16 protein-coding genes are annotated in these 17,742 nt (G+C 37.2%); 6 read left to right on the forward strand and 10 right to left on the reverse strand.

The features are described 5' to 3' along the window. Positions 1-31: 31 nt before the first annotated feature. On the reverse strand, positions 32-1,660 hold the full coding sequence (locus ACR2MV_RS12200; RefSeq protein WP_434022198.1) for a glycoside hydrolase family 16 protein: 1,629 nt from the start codon (positions 1,658-1,660) through the stop codon (positions 32-34). Between the two features lie 787 nt (positions 1,661-2,447). Between ACR2MV_RS12200 and ACR2MV_RS12205 the strand changes: the two genes are divergently transcribed. Next, entirely contained in the window at positions 2,448-2,837 is a 390-nt protein-coding gene (locus ACR2MV_RS12205) for a DUF302 domain-containing protein (RefSeq protein WP_434022199.1), read from the forward strand. Positions 2,838-2,867: 30 nt separating this feature from the next. Here ACR2MV_RS12205 and ACR2MV_RS12210 read toward each other — a convergent pair whose 3' ends face one another. After that, positions 2,868-3,419 carry a hypothetical protein gene (locus tag ACR2MV_RS12210; RefSeq protein WP_434022200.1) on the reverse strand — a complete coding sequence of 184 codons (552 nt, stop codon included), beginning with the start codon at positions 3,417-3,419 and terminating at the stop codon, positions 2,868-2,870. Between the two features lie 80 nt (positions 3,420-3,499). On the opposite strand from ACR2MV_RS12210, the gene ACR2MV_RS12215 reads away from it, so the two are divergent. Beyond that, positions 3,500-4,840 carry a DEAD/DEAH box helicase gene (locus tag ACR2MV_RS12215; protein WP_434022201.1) on the forward strand — a complete coding sequence of 447 codons (1,341 nt, stop codon included), beginning with the start codon at positions 3,500-3,502 and terminating at the stop codon, positions 4,838-4,840. Between the two features lie 404 nt (positions 4,841-5,244). Here the strand turns inward: ACR2MV_RS12215 and pafA are convergent, their stop codons facing one another. Next, the gene (pafA, locus tag ACR2MV_RS12220; RefSeq protein ID WP_434022202.1) at positions 5,245-6,888 is read right to left on the reverse strand and encodes an alkaline phosphatase PafA; all 1,644 of its coding nucleotides are present in this window, start codon (positions 6,886-6,888) and stop codon (positions 5,245-5,247) included. Between the two features lie 95 nt (positions 6,889-6,983). Between pafA and ACR2MV_RS12225 the strand changes: the two genes are divergently transcribed. Beyond that, positions 6,984-7,724, forward strand: coding sequence for an MlaE family ABC transporter permease (locus tag ACR2MV_RS12225; RefSeq protein WP_434022203.1), 741 nt, complete (start codon positions 6,984-6,986; stop codon positions 7,722-7,724). After that, positions 7,725-8,486 (forward strand): ABC transporter ATP-binding protein, encoded by a 762-nt coding sequence (locus ACR2MV_RS12230; protein WP_434022204.1) that lies wholly within the window; start codon positions 7,725-7,727, stop codon positions 8,484-8,486. It abuts the gene before it with no gap. 1 nt (position 8,487) lies between these two features. Here the strand turns inward: ACR2MV_RS12230 and ACR2MV_RS12235 are convergent, their stop codons facing one another. The 5 genes from ACR2MV_RS12235 to ACR2MV_RS12255 are packed head-to-tail and all read right to left on the reverse strand — an operon-like array spanning position 8,488 to position 13,612. Then, positions 8,488-9,696: a retropepsin-like aspartic protease gene (locus ACR2MV_RS12235; RefSeq protein ID WP_434022205.1), complete on the reverse strand. Its 1,209-nt coding sequence runs from the start codon at positions 9,694-9,696 to the stop codon at positions 8,488-8,490. Between the two features lie 30 nt (positions 9,697-9,726). After that, complete coding sequence (locus ACR2MV_RS12240; RefSeq protein WP_434022206.1) at positions 9,727-11,175, reverse strand: DUF389 domain-containing protein; 1,449 nt, start codon at positions 11,173-11,175, stop codon at positions 9,727-9,729. A 42-nt stretch (positions 11,176-11,217) separates the two neighbouring features. Beyond that, positions 11,218-12,288: a mannose-1-phosphate guanylyltransferase gene (locus ACR2MV_RS12245; RefSeq protein WP_434022207.1), complete on the reverse strand. Its 1,071-nt coding sequence runs from the start codon at positions 12,286-12,288 to the stop codon at positions 11,218-11,220. A 3-nt stretch (positions 12,289-12,291) separates the two neighbouring features. Beyond that, positions 12,292-12,891: a SprT-like domain-containing protein gene (locus tag ACR2MV_RS12250; RefSeq protein WP_434022208.1), complete on the reverse strand. Its 600-nt coding sequence runs from the start codon at positions 12,889-12,891 to the stop codon at positions 12,292-12,294. Between the two features lie 28 nt (positions 12,892-12,919). Next, on the reverse strand, positions 12,920-13,612 hold the full coding sequence (locus ACR2MV_RS12255; RefSeq protein ID WP_434022209.1) for an SDR family NAD(P)-dependent oxidoreductase: 693 nt from the start codon (positions 13,610-13,612) through the stop codon (positions 12,920-12,922). A gap of 51 nt (positions 13,613-13,663) precedes the next feature. Between ACR2MV_RS12255 and ACR2MV_RS12260 the strand changes: the two genes are divergently transcribed. Then, the gene (locus tag ACR2MV_RS12260; protein ID WP_434022210.1) at positions 13,664-14,938 is read left to right on the forward strand and encodes an amidohydrolase family protein; all 1,275 of its coding nucleotides are present in this window, start codon (positions 13,664-13,666) and stop codon (positions 14,936-14,938) included. A gap of 11 nt (positions 14,939-14,949) precedes the next feature. Here ACR2MV_RS12260 and ACR2MV_RS12265 read toward each other — a convergent pair whose 3' ends face one another. After that, a complete protein-coding gene (locus ACR2MV_RS12265; protein WP_434022211.1) occupies positions 14,950-16,476 on the reverse strand; it encodes a hypothetical protein in 1,527 nt (508 codons plus the stop codon). 5 nt (positions 16,477-16,481) lie between these two features. Further along, positions 16,482-17,498: a glutaminyl-peptide cyclotransferase gene (locus tag ACR2MV_RS12270; RefSeq protein ID WP_434022212.1), complete on the reverse strand. Its 1,017-nt coding sequence runs from the start codon at positions 17,496-17,498 to the stop codon at positions 16,482-16,484. A 137-nt stretch (positions 17,499-17,635) separates the two neighbouring features. Between ACR2MV_RS12270 and ACR2MV_RS12275 the strand changes: the two genes are divergently transcribed. Next, positions 17,636-17,742 (forward strand): 50S ribosomal protein L31 (locus ACR2MV_RS12275; RefSeq protein ID WP_434022213.1); only part of this gene is annotated, 107 nt, incomplete at its 3' end.

A 17,742-nucleotide genomic window follows, 5' to 3' on the forward strand; every position in this document is an offset into this window, starting at 1 on the left:
AAAAATCGAAGGTTAAACTACAAATTTCTTTTTACTGATAAATTCTCACATAATCAATAACCATTTCCGCTTCGCTAAAGGAGGCATCGATGTTTCCTCCGAGAACTCCACCCATGGCGATATTCATAATCAGGAACTGGTCCTTATCAAACGGCCAGTTGCTAGTATCTTTGATTAGCGGATTATACGTATAAAACCTTTCACCGTCTAATAAAAATGAAATTTGATCCTCAGACCAGATCATCGAGTAAATATGGTACTGATCATTTTCATTCTCAATATCAGTTTTCCTGTAATTCACTGTATTTCCAGAACTTGAAGGCGTATGCAACGCACTTTGTACCTTTCCGGGATTATTTCCAACATATTCCATAATATCTATCTCACCACAGGCTGGCCAGCTTACAGTTGTAATATTAGAGCCCAACATCCATAAGGCAGGCCACGTGCCACCTCCTGAAGGTAATTTAGCTTTTATATCAACACGACCATATGTAAAGTCGTATTTTCCCTGAGTTTTCATTCTTGTTGATGTATAAGGGGAACCACCGAAGATTTCCTTTTTTGCAATGATCTTTAAAACTCCATCTTCCACAATCACGTTGTCAGACCTATCTGTATAATATTGCTCCTCATTGTTACCCCAACCTTTACCAGGTTCACCTGGACCACTGCCATCTCCTATATCGTACGTCCATTTACTGTCATCCGGAGCACCGTCTGCATCAAATTCATCTGACCAAACTAAATTTGTATATTCAGGATCCGCAGGAATAACCGCCTCTTCTTCCGTGGTCAAGATAAAAAACCAACTCAGGTCATCTGCTCCATCAGTTCTTAGAATCAGCTCTTTGTCGGTTTTTGCTAAAATCGTGTAGGCATGTGTTCCACCAACATAAAAACCTAAAAACCCATTATCCGACAGATACAAAACATCCTGCCCTCTGATGGGCGCATATTGCCAGGTACCTGAGTAATCAGCCAAGGCATAGTTTTCAATCTCATCTTCGTCATTCTTTGGCTCAGAAGAGGATCCCAGATCTGATTCCAAAGGACCTGCTTTCCCGTATACAGCACCTCCAGTTTTGTGACTAAAGGATTTATCGGTACTAAACACAAATTCATCATCATACATACTTGTATTTTCTTTTTCAAACGCCGCTGCCGTCCAGTAATCAGGTGCATTTGCCCCCAAAGGACCTACCCCCATATGACCTGCAGACTCACTTTTGATTCTCCATTTCTGTGAATCGTTGTTCGTTAAAAGACTCAAAATATCAGCGGGTACTTCATATTCCTTTTTTACATCCAGACTTACACTTTTATTTATGGAGGCATTTCCTGCCCCAAAAGCCGTTACTTTCACATCATAAGCCTGCACTCCTGGTAATTCAAAAGTCACGGTCAACTCTCCATTAGGCATAGGTTGTGAATTTCCATCGTACTCCAATCTAAATGAAGTTGTATTACTTGCTGTAGCTTTAAATGTTACGTTGCCACTTCCATCTCCTTCGGGATCACTACTGGTGGCTCCTTCAATTTCATAGGTAACAACTAAATTCTGTGGCAACACCACAGGGGGCGTTTCAGGATCACTATCACCTCCACAAGAAATCATACCAAAACCAAAAATCAATAATAACATCAACCTGTTCATCATAACGCTGTATTTTTTTTTGGGAATTTAAATAAAGTAATCGGATTCAAAAAATTTTCAGTTCAAGAATTTCGACTTTCTATAAAGAATTAAATGTTGCGTTGAACTTTTGATATGATATTATATCAGAACATTAAACATTAACAAGCAGCCTCCAATTCCAAGCTCTCAATTTTAATTGAAAAACCAATCAATGTACGGTCCATTCAGGGTCATAAAAAATCTAAAATTTCCTCTGGACAACATGTTGAAATGAAGAAAAAGTAAGCCCGAATAATCAGGTTTTTTTTTAAAACATATATCAATTTGTGCATGTCAATTATTTGATTAAATTTGACCTTCTGCACTCTTTTTAACCATCATTTTTCAGTTTTTATCTATTTTTTGACTAATTTTAACTCAACACTTAAAATAATCTTATCAAAATAGCTGGTAATTACCATTTTATTAAAAATTATTATTTTATAATTTTAGTCAATTTTGCACTATAGAGAATATCTATATTGCCGTTATTTTTATATGCAATATGCTTACTAACAGTTATTTAGCAATTAAATGGCATGATTTTCATTTTCCTGTAAAAACCAAGTCAGAAACTATAAAAACCCAATCCGGCCACCCCACTCTACACCCCATTTTTCTTCTATAATAATGATCAGAACCGAAAAAAAAAGCGGTCCAAAACAGCAAGACTGCTCCTATAAAATAAACTCAAAAAAAATTAAAAATCTAAGACTAAAATAACTAACTTTAGAAGTAGAAACACCATCAATAATTTCAATTTAATATCATGAGTTATTACATCAGTAAAACATTAAAAAACACTTCTTTTGAAGAAGGAATTGAAAAAATTACAGCTGCCCTTCAAACTGAAGGATTCGGTATTTTGACAGAAATTGATCTGAAAGCTACCCTTAAAAAAAAGCTGGATGTCGATTTTTACAATTATAAAATTCTCGGCGCATGCAATCCTGGTTTTGCCTACAAAGCATTACAATCGGAAAACAAAATTGGAACCATGCTCCCCTGTAATGTAATTGTGCAAGAAAGAAACAAAGGTGATATAGAGATTTCTGCCGTAGACCCAATGGCATCCATGCAGGCAGTAGAAAACAACAACCTTGGTCAACTTGCCAAAGAGGTAAAAACAAAACTTGAGAACTGCATTAAAGCCATCTAAGACAGCTTCCTTAGCCTGACAAATAAATACTTACATTTCAATAATGCCTTCGTACGAAAGCTTAAAAGCCTTTTGTCCACTTGAAACCCATTTACTCGCTAAAAAATCCCAATAACCATAATTGAGTGTAAAACTTGAGATAACAACCCTGTAGATATCTTGCCCTTCTTCTTTACCCATATAGGTGATTTCTAAACGCTCGCCATCATCTCCGGATGTGTACCAATCAGAATCACCCCGATTATCAAGCGCATGGACAAACTCAAGATTATATGTGCCTACATCTCCCGTTTGACTATATACATAAGTGCCCTCAAGCGATCCGGAACTTGATTTTGGACTGATCACAATTACATCAAATGTTTCCGCATTTGACAAGGGCTCTCGTATCCTCAACTGCTGAATTGCCCCCTGATTATCTCCCATCACCCGATACATATCAGTCTGAATCTGAAAAACTTCCCGATCCAGCTCATATTCATTTTCAATAGCCTCGGTAGGCGTATCGCTGCCTGAGCAGGACACCAAAGAAACACACCCCATAAAAACCAGTAGAAAAACAACTACAAAACGTTGAATCATATCGTAAGAATTAATATTTATCAAACTTATGTTAGAATTCCCGAATGTATAATTAATTTTGTAAAATCAAAACACTCCCTATGAAATCATTTGAGGATCTGAAAATCAACAAACCACAATTAAAGGCCTTGAATGATATGGGTATAACATCTCCCACACCCATTCAGGCAAAATCGATTCCCGCGGTGAACTCAGGAAATGACATGGTTGGTCTTGCACAAACCGGAACCGGCAAAACGCTTGCCTACCTGCTCCCTATACTTAAATCACTGACCTATTCGGAACAAATACACCCAAGAATACTGGTATTGGTGCCAACACGAGAACTGGTGGCTCAGGTTGTAACTGTTGCAAAAGAGTTAACCACTTATCAAAATGTCAGAATTGCAGGAGTTTTTGGAGGTGCAAACATTAACACACAAAAAGAAATGATCGTGGAGGGCTTAGACATCCTGGTTGCCACCCCGGGAAGACTTTTTGACCTGGCTGTTTCAGGCGTACTGAGACTCTCGTCGATTCAAAAACTAGTTCTTGATGAAGTGGACGAGATGCTTTTTATCGGTTTTAGGCCACAACTGCTTAACATACTGGATATATTGCCAAAAAAACGACAAAACATCATGTTCTCAGCAACGATCACTGAAGATGTTGAGGATATGATTAATAGCTTTTTTCATAGACCCAGAAAAATAGAAATTGTCCCCGTTGGAACCCCACTAGAAAAGATCACGCAATCAGGAATCTCCGTTCCCAATTATAAAACCAAAGTAAATTACCTAAAATACATGCTTCCTTCAGACTCTTTTGAAAAAGTATTGGTATTTACGAAGAATAAAAAAATTGCCGACAGACTCTATCAGGAACTGGAAGAAGTCTTTACGGAAGAGATGGATTTAATTCACTCGAACAAGTCTCAGAATTACCGATTTCAAGCCATAGAAAACTTTCAAAATGGCAGCGCACGAATCCTAATTGCAACAGACATTGTATCCAGAGGTATGGACATAGAGGGTGTAAGCCATGTAATTAATTTCGATGCTCCTAAATATCCGGAGCAATACATTCACAGAATTGGAAGAACCGGACGCGCTCGAAAAAGCGGTGATGCCATCTTTCTATTTGTTCCCTCTGAAGAAGAAACCTTGCTGGAGATCGAAATTTTAATGCAACAGGAAATCCCTATTAACCCTCTTCCGGAGGAAGTAGAGGTTTCAAAAGAATTAATGCCAGAAGAAAAGGACCGCAGTTCCGAAAAAGAAATAGGCAGCAAAAAAAAGACCCTTACGAAATCAGGTGCCGCGTTTCATGAAAAAAGCGAAAAAAATAAAAAAGTGAACCTGGGAGGATCTTATAAAAGAGAGATCAAAAAAAAGTATAAAAAGCCTAAAACCAGAGGTCAAAAGACAAAAGGAAAAAAATAGAATTTCTTCAAAGAAAAAATAATCCGAATTTTTCTGCATTTTTTTTTGAACGCATTACAATATTAGAAATGTATATGCGTTGTATTAACTCATTAGTTTTTATTTTAAAACTAGGGAAAATTGTTATTGTTAAAGAAGAGAACTCTCCGGTAAAATGGAGAGTTTTTTTATGCGCTTTAGTTTATTGAAAAACGGTTCAGAAATTACCCCTACTTAAAGTGATAATTTAAAAAAATATTAATTTATTTTTCCATCTCAACAATATAAAAAACTTTGTCGCGTTGTATAAACTCATTAGTTTTTTTTATTTTAAAACTAGGGAAAATTGTTATTGTTAAAGAAGAAAAACTCTCCAATAAATTGGAGAGTTTTTTGTTTTTAAACAGTGTTATTTTTTTTCAGTTCTACCTTAAGGCATCTGACAAAACCTTTCCTGTTGCGCTATTTGGAAATGAAATTTGAAGCAAATTCGAAATTGTAGGAGCAATATCGATGATTTCGACATAATCCTTGCTCCTGCCACTCTTAAACCCCTTACCAAAAAACATGATAGGCACATGCGTGTCATACGCATACCCTGAACCATGGGTGGTCCCTGAATTCTCATGATATGTTGATATAATACCCGGATTTGGAACCATCATGATATCTCCGGAAAACTTCTGATTATATCCGTTTTGAACATAATTCAAGATGCCTGACTGAAAATCAGTAGTCTGCAGTGTTTTGGCTGTTACAACCCGATAAATACCATTATAATTGATGATTTCATGTGATAATTTCTCAGCAACCACAGTCGCATCCAGCTTTAAACTATCTAAAACCGCGCGATTCAAAAATATTTGATTATTGGATACATTCTCAACCAAATGAGACACCTGGTAATATTCAGATGTCAAATTATCGAGGTACTCTCTAAACTTGGAATAATCAAAATATCCACCTGGAACTTTTAAAGATTTTAGATAGGCCGGTACCGGAACCACTGCATGGTCGGCTGTCAAAAACAGGCTATAGTTGCCTTTTCCAAGCTCCTTATCTAAATATGAAAGAAGCTCAGCAACCTCCAAGTCAAGCCTTAAATAAGTATCTTCAATTTCCTTAGAGTCAGGACCATACTTATGACCTATATAGTCCGGGCTCGAAAAACTAATGGCCAGGAAATCTGTATAATCTCTCTTTCCTAATTCCTCGCCTTCTATAGCAGCGAAGGCAAATTCTTTTAAAAGAGAATTACCATAGGGTGTTTCTTTTATCAGGTCAAAATGTCCGTTCTCCTCGCTTAATTTTTTAAGCTCATGAGGAAAGACTGGTTTTTCCTCCCCTATAAAAACACCTTCATATGGATTATCATCAGCGATACTTGCTTTATAAGATTTAATCGGATACAAGGTCTCCCAATCATTTTTCATGTATTTTTTTGGCCATTGTTTCTTATTGAAATCATTTACCCATTTCGGCAGCGACTCCATATAATAAGATGAGGTAATAAAACTCCCCTCTTCTTTTCCTACAAACCAATATGATCCATTTGAAGTATGACCGCCTGGCAGCACGGCAGATCGGTCTTTCAGACCAATGGCTATAGTTTTACCACCCATGTTCTGAGACATCCTTAATTCATCCGTAACCGTCGTTGCCATCAATCTTTTTGGCGACTTCTGTTCGTAGATCTTCTCTGTACCGACTGCCTGATAGTCAAAATCATCCACACAATAAATCATCTTCCCCTTGTACTTGTCATACCAGTCATTAGCTATGATTCCATGACCACTGCCTGTTGTCCCTGTATATACAGAAGCATGCCCAACGGCTGTAACGGTTGGCACATAATTAAAATGAGCGTTCTCAAAATTATAACCTTCTCTTAAAATTCGCTTAAAACCATCTTCACTGTATCTGTCATAAAATCTAGTGAGATAATCGTATCGCATCTGATCCACAATTATCCCAACCACCAACTTGGGCCTATCTACCGTTGTAATCTCTTGTGCCTCAACTTGTATCGTACTCAGTAAAAGGCTTAAAACAAAAAGTGTTTTTTTCATTCTCTTTTTTTTGATGGCCAAATTTAAGGATAAAAGAATTTTAATATGACTATATGTCTGCTAAATTTTAATATTTTAGCATTATTCTAAACGTTATGAAATACCTTCAAAATATCGGGCTCTATTTTATTATGCTTGGTCAGGTTTTTAAAAGGCCTCAAAAAGGATCAGTATTCAGAGAAAGCCTCTTCAAAGAAATAGAAGAATTAGGTCTGAAATCTTTAGGGATTGTGGCATTTATTTCTTTTTTCGTTGGTGGCGTTGTTGCTATTCAAACAGCCCTGAACGTTGACAGTCCGTGGATTCCCAAATACCTAATAGGCTTTGCCACCAAAAGGTCTATTATTCTCGAATTTGCTCCCACTTTTATGTCCATCATTCTAGCCGGAAAAGTAGGGTCTTATATCACTTCAAGCATAGGAACCATGAGGGTTACAGAGCAAATTGACGCCTTAGAGGTTATGGGAGTAAATGCGCTCAACTACCTGGTATTTCCAAAGGTAATTGCAGCTGTATTCTTTTATCCCTTTATTGTATTGCTAGCCATGTTTTTAGGTATTTTTGGAGGATGGGTATCAGGTTTTATGACCGGACTCTTTACGTCAGATAGTTATGTTGCGGGTATTCAAATGGACTTTCAACCTTATTTGATCAGATATGCGCTTATCAAAACCATGGTTTTTGCCTTTGTTATTTCAACCATCCCCTCATTTTATGGATTCTATGTAAAAGGAGGCTCGCTTGAGGTGGGAAAAGCAAGTACTCAGGCCGTTGTCTGGACCAGTATTGTCATTATTTTATTAAATTATTTCTTAACTCAAATGCTTTTAGGATAAATGATTGAAGTTAAAGACATATACAAATCTTTTGGTGATCAGCCAATATTAAAAGGAGTATCAGCCACATTTCACAAAGGAGATACCAGCATGATCATAGGCTCCAGTGGCTCAGGAAAGACTGTTTTTCTAAAATGCTTACTGGGACTCTTCTCCCCGGAACAAGGAGATATTTGCTATGACAATCGTTATTATAGTAAAATGAGTATCTCTGAAAGAAGAGAATTGCGAAAAGAGATAGGGATGGTATTTCAGGGTGGTGCCTTGTTTGATTCAGAAACGATTGAGAATAATATAAAGTTTCCGCTTAAAATGTTTACCAATCAATCTGAGGAAGAGATGCTTGAGCGGGTTAATTTTGTTCTTAAAAGGGTTCGCCTGGAAAATGTAAATACTAAATTTCCGGCAGAGATCTCTGGAGGGATGCAAAAAAGAGTAGCCATTGCCAGAGCGATCGTCATGAATCCAAAATACTTGTTTTGTGATGAACCCAATTCAGGTCTCGATCCTCAAACCGCCATCGTAATTGATAATCTGATTCAGGAAATAACAGATGAATACCAGATGATCACGATTATCAATTCTCATGACATGAACTCAGTCATGGAAATTGGAGAAAAAATCATATTTCTAAAACAAGGCCTTAAAGAATGGGAAGGTTCCTTTAAAACAATTTTTAAAACTGACAACAAAGCAGTTACAGATTTTGTTTATTCGTCAAATCTCTATAAAAAAGTGAGGGAACTCTACAATAAAGGGTAAGCTATTTTTGACTGGGGTTTTCCTGTAAACTATATTTTTTTAAATGCAACTCATAGACTTCACCTGTTGCATTTTCAACTAAAATCTGTAATGTATCCAGCCCCTTCAGCGGGGATTCCATGACCAAAAGATCGCATATATTGATTGAATCAGTAATTAAATCATTTATTTTCAGAATTTTAATTCCAGGATTTAACTGATTAGAAAAATCATCATCCCACACCAAACCAATAACTAGCTTTCCGTCTTGTACTGTTGGACTAAAGGCCCACACCTCTTCATGAAGATCTACCTTATTGCCAAAGGGCTCAAAATAGAACCTTTGATCTTTGAAATTTAAGGTCACTATTCCATAATCAAAGATATCGGCTCCCAACCTTGATTTTACTGCCGGAGTTGAAACACTGATAACATTTGAAAATACGGCCCCCAGCACCCCTATGGCAGGAACTTGCACCCTGTAATGCACTGTTGATTCCGAGACTCCAAACAGCCCCAATCCTTTAAAGCCTTCCGCCTTTTCCATATGAGAAAAAACACCCAGCTCATTTAATTTTTTAAAACTATTAAAAGACAGGTCATAAAAGCCTTCGGCTCCCGTATCGAACAGCACCTGTTCTCTTGCCTTACCTGCACCTGAAAGATCGATCCAAATATAAGGACTGCTCTGATTGGCATCCAGCGCCATATCAAGATAATTCAAGTCCTGCAGATTCATCTTATCAAGTTGGTCACTTATGATCAATCGTTTTCTTTTTGAATCTACCTGAACAATCGATTTTCTCAGTAAATTACTACCAATAATGCCGTCAATTTTTAAACATTCGAACAAAAAATTGCTATTCGCATCATTTACGATGGCTGGTGCATTTTTAAAACTAACTTCACCAAGAGTCAACAATGGAATTACAACAACATCCAAAGGTTGTTTTTTATCATTGGCATCTTTCACATCAATGCTGCTGAGCATTCTGGTCTGAATTATATCTCTTAAGGAATGACTGATTAAGTTGGGAGCCCCTGTATCAAATAAAAAGCGATAGCTATTGCCTTCAATCTCAACCGGAATAATCAATTTGCTCTTTAACTGCTCATAAGCCAGCTCGGTATAGTAGTTTCGCTGCAAGGCCTTCCCCTTGTTAAACTTTACTTTTTGACCATAGATATTCAATGAAAAAACAAAGAATAAAACTATAATTCGAATTTTCATAAAATCAATGAATAGTGTTAGATGTGATTCTTATGGAAGTTCTCTAATCTCAATATTTTTCAGATTTAAACGAGCTTCCATCCACTCTTTCAGCTTCTTCTCGTCTTGCCTTCTTTTTTTCTTGGCCACCAAAGGCTTCCATTTGACAGAAATTATATTTGCCGTATCAATTTTTTCAAAATCGGAGACAAACTCTTGAGCGAAACTCACTTTTTTTAAGCCACTATAATTAATACCGATCTCTTTTACGACCCTATCAAAGAGTACTTCGTTGTCATAATACCGGCGTAAATCCTTTTCTAATTTACTAATTCTAATTTCTTTCTCTTTTATGGTTTCATCTCTAGAAATCAACATGCGATTACTATCCATATACATATCTTTAATCTGATCAATATCTTCTCTAATACTAGAATCATCTTGACTTTGCAATATCGTTAGCTTGGTGTCTTTTAAGCCTAAGTCAACCAAATCGTCTTGCCAACGTTCTTTATCCTCTGCATTAAAATTGTTGCCAAAAACATATAATTTTAATTCTTTCCCCGCATAATCAATACTTTCACTTGGGTCACCTATGATATTGACCCCCTGCTCCTGTAATTCCTTAATAAATCGCTCGGCTTTCGTATCATAATCATTGATCAGGTATAAAAGATAAAACTGATACACGCTAAAACCCATGATAATAACCGCTATCAAAGAAGCAATTCTCGATATTCTTTTTCGTTTGGCCTGATTGATATATTTAAGCATGGGAAATCTTAAATATTTTGTAATTGCAAATGCAGCTAAGGCAATAAATATCGAATTAATGGTAAACAGAAAAATGGCACTTCCAAAATAATTGAATTGACCCGTTGCCAAACCAAAACCTGCCGTACATAGCGGAGGCATTAAGGCAGTGGCAATCGCAACACCGGCTACAGTATTAAACTGGGCCTTGGGCCTACTAATGGCAATTATCAAGGCAAGACCACCTGTCATGGCGATCAGCACATCTCTTACATCTGGCTTTGTTCTTGACAAAATTTCAGGAGTTGCTTCTTTAAATAAAGGAACGCTAAAAAATAGGAACGAGGTGAGCAAACTCAGAAAAACCATGGCACCAAAGTTGATAACTGAAGACTTTAAGGTATCCACGTCATTTACACCTATCGAAAATCCAATACCTAAAATCGGACCCATCAATGGTGAAATAAGCATGGCTCCAATAACTACAGCAGTTGAACTCACATTTAAGCCAATAGACGCAATGAGTATAGAAAAAACTAAAATCCACGCCGTCTGACCTTTAATAGAAATACCTTCTCGGATGGTTTTAGCAGTTGCTTCCTTATCGGTATCGCTTTTAATATTTAATAGCTGAGGAATGTACTCTTTCAGACTCTGAAAAAACCCTTTAAATTCCTTTTGAACATCTTCCTTCTGCTCTTTGAATTTCTTGTCTTCTTCTATCTGACTTTTTTCTTTTTCATCCATAAATGAGGGTGCTGTAAATCTTATAAGTAAATGTACTAAAAATTAATCAGTAGGAAATTGCTCATCCATCTGTTTGGACACTTGTTTGATGTTTTGCTCTTGAGATTTAGGATAAATCATAATGGTCTCAGCCGTTTCAACAATAATGTAATCACTTAAACCTTCTACAACAATTCGTTTATTGCTCTGAGTACTCACCATATTATTGGCTGCATCAATAAAATGACCTCTGGCTTTCACAACGGCATTGTTATGTGTATCCTTTGGTAATTTATCATACAAAGAACCCCAGGTTCCTAAATCATTCCATCCAAAATCCGTACCTATAACATATACGTTCTCGGCTTTCTCCATAATTCCATAATCGATGGAAATATTATCCGCCTTTGGATAATTGACTTCTATAAATGCTGCTTCCTCCTCAGAATTCCAACATGAAGCACCTTGTTCAAACAAGGCATACATAGCTGGAAGACTCTTTTTAAAAGAGCTCAAAATACTCTGTACACTCCAGATAAAAATACCTGCATTCCAAACATAATCTCCTTGTTCCAGGAATTTTTGCGCCGTCTCAAGATCAGGTTTCTCTGTAAAATTGATTACTTTTTTGACACTTTGTTCTGATGCTTCAAATTGAATATAACCGTAACCAGTATTGGGCCCAGTAGGTTTGATACCCAGTGTCATCAAAAAATCGTTTTTCTGACAGGTCTGGAACGCAGTTTCAACATTTTTTACAAATTCCTCCTCATTTTCTATATAGTGATCAGAAGGAGCTACAATCATTACCGCATCTTTATTTTGCGCTGCTATTTTTAAGGCACTGTACAAAATACAAGGCGAAGTATTTCTCATTGCAGGCTCAAGTAAGACTTGATTTTCGGTTACTTCCGGTAAATGTTCCATCACCAGATCCTTATAGCGCTGATTGGTAGCAATTAAAATTTGTTCAGCCGGTATGATTTTTGACAAACGGCTAAAGGTTTGTTGTATCAATGATTGCCCTGTTCCCAGCATATCGTGAAATTGTTTAGGGTTTTTTGGGGTACTTACCGGCCAAAATCGGGACCCTACTCCTCCCGCCATAATGACGGCATAATAATTCTTATTCATATTCTATTTTATTAGTTCGACCTCTGCATGAGGATGAAATATATACTTCTTATCTGTTAGTAATTCAACACATTCAAATTTAGTTCTTCTTTTTTTCCCTTTGATAAAAGTCCTGTTTCGGTATTGAAACTTGCTGTTATCAGGAAGTTCAAAAATAAGGGTTTGATCATGAACCCCATCATATTTCCGAAATGCCAAGGATAAATTAACATCTCTGTCACTGCTTGCCTTCGGATTGATCAAGTGCGATGCCAGTGCCGCTAAAAGTTCCTCAGGGAAAACTTCCGGTCTGAGAAAAGGCAACATTAACATCTTAAAATTACGCTTCCATTCTGCCCCGTGCGGCTTCACCCTTTTGTATTCTTCAAAAGTCACCAGATGCGCATATTCATGTACAAGGGTGAGCAAAAAGCGGTAAGGGTTTAAATCATTGTTGATGGTGATTTGAATCTTTCCATCGGTATAACGTCTGAAATCACCGTGTTTGGTCGCTCTTTTATTGACAATTTTAAGATGACAGGGATAGCGATCAATCATATCGACCACCAAGGTCAATGCCTCAGCCGGAACATATCTTTCAAGAATTTCTTTCTTTGTACTCAAACAATTATAATTTTATCAGAAAAAAATATTATGGTGTTGAATTTGAAACCTGTAACACTTTCCCATTAAAAACAGTGCTTCCATTGATGGCAAAATCGGTAATGTATCGAGCCATTTGTTCGGCAGTTGTCGGCGCCTCATAATCGGGGAATGCCTCCTTCAGCATCTCTGTCTGAACGGCTCCCAAGGCCAGTGCATTAAAAGAAACTCCACGTTCTTTATACTCTTCAGCCAACAATTCCATCAAGGTAATCAAGGCTCCTTTTGAAGAGCTATAGGCGGCAAGCCCAGGGAACTTCATACTTCCCTGAATTCCTCCCATACTACTGATACCGATCACATGACTGTTTTTTACTAAATAAGCATCCAGTCTCCGGGTCAATGCCGCTACTGCAAAAACATTCACTCCATAAATTTTCAAAAAGTCTTCTGTTGTTGTTTCAGCAAATGGTTTGTGCAGAAGCGCACCGGCATTATGAATAATGACATCCACCTGTTTCCAATGTTTTTCAACAAATAAAACTACTTCATCCAATCCTGCTTCAGATACAATATCTGTTTCCAAAAAAGTGATGCCATTTTTGGCGGTTAAAGCAGCATCAACAGAAGCAACATTTCTGCTCAAGGCCAACAATTCATGGCCCATAGCATGCAGTTGTTTCACCAGCTCCACTCCTATTCCTCTGCTGGCGCCAGTGACTATAATTTTTTTAGGATTCATTTAATATTCAATTAAGCTTGTTATATTTATAGCAATCAAACCACCAAAAATATGAAATATTTAAGCATCCTCTTCTTTTTATCCTTTACTTCTTTTATGATCGGTCAAAACACCTTGATCCATTGTGGGAAACTGATTGATACAAAAAATGGAAAAGTTCTGGAAAAAATGACCATTACTATTGAAAACAATAAGATCACTCAGGTTGAGAATGGTTTTGCAATGGCAAATTCTGACCAAGACCAAATTATTGATTTAAAGGATAAAACTGTTTTACCAGGACTCATCGACATGCATGTTCATTTAGAGGGAGAATCCAATCCAACATCTTATTTACAAAAATTTACACTCAACACTTCGGACAGGGCATTAAGAGGATCATTTTATGGAAAAAAAACACTATTGGCAGGATTTACTACGGTAAGAGATTTAGGAGGTAGTGGCGCTAATATATCACTAAGAAATGCGATCAATAATGGCTTTGTAGAGGGCCCGAGAATTTATACTGCTGGAAAGGCGCTTGGCACAACCGGAGGCCATGCAGACCCCAGCAATGGTGTACGAAAAGAGATCATGGGAGATCCAGGACCGGCAGAAGGTGTGGTGAATGGCACGGCAGATGCAAAAAAAGCCGTAAGACAACGCTATAAAAACGGTGCTGACCTCATCAAGATAACAGCCACCGGAGGTGTTTTAAGCATGGCCAAAAGTGGTCAAAACCCTCAGTTCACTTTTGAAGAAATCAGGGCAATTTGCGAAACTGCCAAAGATTACGACATGCATGTGGCGGCCCATGCCCATGGAGATGAAGGAATGCAACGCGCCATTCTGGGAGGTGTAAAAACCATCGAGCACGGAACGCTCATGAGCGACAAGACCATGGAAATGATGAAAGAACATGATGTTTATTATGTGCCTACCTTAACCGCAGGAAAAGAAGTGAGTGATAAGGCTAAAATTAAAGGTTATTATCCCGACATCATTGTTCCAAAGGCCCTGGAAATTGGACCGAAAATTCAAGGCACCTTCGAAAGAGCCTATAAAAAAGGTGTGAAAATTGCGTTTGGAACAGATGCAGGTGTATTCCCTCACGGGATCAATGGTAAAGAATTTCACTATATGGTAGAAGTCGGGATGACAGAAATGGACGCCATACAGGCAGCGACAATAGTGAATGCAGTTGTTTTAAAAAATGAGCAGATCGGATTTATCACTCCAGGTAACTATGCAGATATTATCGCCGTAGAGGAAGATCCCACAAAAAATATCAAGACCCTTGAAAATGTGGTCTTTGTGATGAAAGACGGAATCATTTATAAAAACTAAGAAGGAAAACGCTATTCTTCGAAGATGATATGCTGGTAGGCTCCGATATCTGGAGATAAAATTCTGTTAACCCCTAAAATATCAAAGGGAACTTTTTGAGCAGATGGCTTGTCAGCATTGTTATTGGCATCCGACTCCTGGCCAATGATCAATTCGTTTTGATCAACATCCTTAAAATCGGGTTCACCATTAAAAATAACTTCCTGGTAAAGAGAGGTATTCTCAAAATCATACAACGGATCTTCAGAAAATCTCCCTCCCGGATCAAAAAAGCGTACTAAATTATTTTTAAAATTAAAATTAAAAGCCGCCTGGGTATTTTCCTGTAATAAATATTCGATGCTTTGATTCCCTTCAATAATACAATTGGTAAAATTGGCAGCCTTCAGATCATTTACAATCAACTCCTCCGCTCCTCCGCTAGAAGTTGATATCTGAAAGTTGCTGATCAAAACAGCCGGTAACTCACGAATGTTTCCAGACCAATAATTGGCAAAAGTAGCATGCGTAAAATTATATGTACCGCCCACTGTACAGGCCAGGGATGATCTTCCGTTATTAGCAATCACAAGATTGTATCCATTTATATGAGTTGCCCTGCCAAACAAGCCAAAATTAGAGGTATTGTAAATTTCTGAATTATTAATTTTTAAGGTAGGGCCAGCACCCTCTCCCAGGGAGTCCATTAGAATTCCTATTGTATTGTTTTTAATGATGGTATGGTTAATTTCATGCCCCTTACTTCCGGGCCTTAGCCATATAGTTCCCCATTGACCGGCCACATCCTCAAAGAAAGGCTCCAGTCTGTCTCCCTGAAGAATCACTCTGTTGTTGAGAGTTCCATTAATTTTTAAACTAGCCTCCTTCTCCACAAGCAATCCAGAATTCTGATGGAAATGTACTTTTGCTCCTTTCTGTATGGTCAGCTTATTGCCCTTGTTCACCCCTACATATCCATAAATAACATAAGGTTTTTCATCGGTCCAGGTAACATCACCTTCCAGGTAAAATCCTTCTACGGCTATTTCTTCACCATCATCATCCACTCCGATGACGATCTTTTCTTTTATTCCTTCAGCATCGCGTTCAGGAAATAAAAAATATGCATCTTGGACCAAGGTCACTAGTTTTACGTCTTGTTGATTCGCTCCCTGATCAAACACAATCGAATCAGTATAGATCGGATTTGTAACCTTTGAAAAATCGATGGTAGCCTCTACAAAAACATAAATGCTGTCTTTTGGCAAAATAGTGATATTCTCAAAAGACTTTCCTGATTGTCCATTCACATTCAATCGGTAAAAAGATTGCTGCCCTCTGCCCAGTGCAATTTCAGGAATATTAATATGATTGCTGCTTTTGTTATAAATTTTAAAGGTTCTGGTGCTAGAACTGATATTGGTAAAAACAGTGTCCAAAAAAACGGTATCTCGGGAAAAAGTCAATTCCCCTGTACTCGGGCTGGTTTCAAATATGTCATCATTACATGAATGCAAGACTAAAAAACCAAAAATAACCAACACTATAAATCGAAGCATGCTATTTACTTTTCAATCAATTTGATTTCAAAAACTTTATTCCAGTTCTTCCCTGTCACATATAAACGGTCATTCTCAGTATCATATGCGATCCCGTTTAAAACATTGTCTTCTCCCTCCTGACCAGCCTTGGATTGCAATCCTTTCAAACTGACAATTCCTTCGATAGCGCCTGTTGATGGTTCAACAATAAGGATGGAATTCTGTTGCCAGATATTGGCATATATTTTTCCTTTGACAAATTCCAGTTCATTCAACTTTTCCGCTTTTCTTTTATTGGTATAGGTTTCAATATAAGAAACCTCCTTGAACGTTTCAGGATCTACAAACCACATGCGCTCAGTCCCATCCGTCTTTACGAGGTATTTATTATTATGCGTCAAACCCCATCCTTCAAGACTCTGGCCATAATCAAATGTTTTCTCTAACTCAAAGGTGGCAAGGTCATACACAAAACCGACCTTTTTCCGCCAGGTAAGTTGATAGATTTTACCGTCTTTGATAGTCATTCCTTCCCCAAAATACTGACGATCTAAATCTATTTTCTGCACTATTTTACCAGTTGCAATTTCAGTTTTTCGCAAGGTCGATCTTCCATTTTGACCTGTACTTTCATAAAAATAACCATCGTGATAGACAAAGCCCTGGGTAAATGCCTGATTGTCATGAGGAAATTCATTAATTAACTCATAAGTATATACAGTAGGTGGTGTATCATTTAGAAAATAAATAGTGTTGTTAAGCTTTTTACTTTTTCCTTCGAAAAATATAGTTGCCGAGACAGCTTGTTTACCCAATTTATACTCCTTGATATCGATCGCTTCATTATTTGCGATTTTTTTACCATTAATAAAGTACTGTACAGAATCTATTGGATTTCCACTCTTTTCTTTTACGCTTATTTCCAATGGCTTATCAATTTGAATCGTCTTAGGAGAGTTTAATTTCAATTGATATTTATTGCCACAGGCATGCATCAAAAACAAGAATGACAGCATTAAAAGGGACGCAATTTTATTCATATTATTTTTTTTTACTTAAAATAACTAAAATAATGTTTGAGATTTAAAAATATTATTTAAATTTGCACTCTCAAATTCGGCAAGTGCTGAATCTTCTTTTAAGAGAGGCGAAAGTATAAAATTTAAATGAGTTAACGATGAGAAAAGGAATACATCCAGAAAATTATAGAATGGTAGCATTTAAAGACATGTCTAACGGAGATGTTTTTTTAACAAAATCTACTGCTAATTCAAAGGAGACTAT

The organism is Lutimonas sp. (assembly GCF_051011215.1).
Lineage (GTDB): Bacteria > Bacteroidota > Bacteroidia > Flavobacteriales > Flavobacteriaceae > Lutimonas.

Bases quoted from the DNA above. Each gene is read 5' to 3' on its own strand.
- ACR2MV_RS12200 (WP_434022198.1), bottom strand. From the start codon at position 1,660: ATGATGAACAGGTTGATGTTATTATTGATTTTTGGTTTTGGTATGATT.
- ACR2MV_RS12205 (WP_434022199.1), top strand. From the start codon at position 2,448: ATGAGTTATTACATCAGTAAAACATTAAAAAACACTTCTTTTGAAGAA.
- ACR2MV_RS12210 (WP_434022200.1), bottom strand. From the start codon at position 3,419: ATGATTCAACGTTTTGTAGTTGTTTTTCTACTGGTTTTTATGGGGTGT.
- ACR2MV_RS12215 (WP_434022201.1), top strand. From the start codon at position 3,500: ATGAAATCATTTGAGGATCTGAAAATCAACAAACCACAATTAAAGGCC.
- pafA (WP_434022202.1), bottom strand. From the start codon at position 6,888: ATGAAAAAAACACTTTTTGTTTTAAGCCTTTTACTGAGTACGATACAA.
- ACR2MV_RS12225 (WP_434022203.1), top strand. From the start codon at position 6,984: ATGAAATACCTTCAAAATATCGGGCTCTATTTTATTATGCTTGGTCAG.
- ACR2MV_RS12230 (WP_434022204.1), top strand. From the start codon at position 7,725: ATGATTGAAGTTAAAGACATATACAAATCTTTTGGTGATCAGCCAATA.
- ACR2MV_RS12235 (WP_434022205.1), bottom strand. From the start codon at position 9,696: ATGAAAATTCGAATTATAGTTTTATTCTTTGTTTTTTCATTGAATATC.
- ACR2MV_RS12240 (WP_434022206.1), bottom strand. From the start codon at position 11,175: ATGGATGAAAAAGAAAAAAGTCAGATAGAAGAAGACAAGAAATTCAAA.
- ACR2MV_RS12245 (WP_434022207.1), bottom strand. From the start codon at position 12,288: ATGAATAAGAATTATTATGCCGTCATTATGGCGGGAGGAGTAGGGTCC.
- ACR2MV_RS12255 (WP_434022209.1), bottom strand. From the start codon at position 13,612: ATGAATCCTAAAAAAATTATAGTCACTGGCGCCAGCAGAGGAATAGGA.
- ACR2MV_RS12260 (WP_434022210.1), top strand. From the start codon at position 13,664: ATGAAATATTTAAGCATCCTCTTCTTTTTATCCTTTACTTCTTTTATG.
- ACR2MV_RS12265 (WP_434022211.1), bottom strand. From the start codon at position 16,476: ATGCTTCGATTTATAGTGTTGGTTATTTTTGGTTTTTTAGTCTTGCAT.
- ACR2MV_RS12270 (WP_434022212.1), bottom strand. From the start codon at position 17,498: ATGAATAAAATTGCGTCCCTTTTAATGCTGTCATTCTTGTTTTTGATG.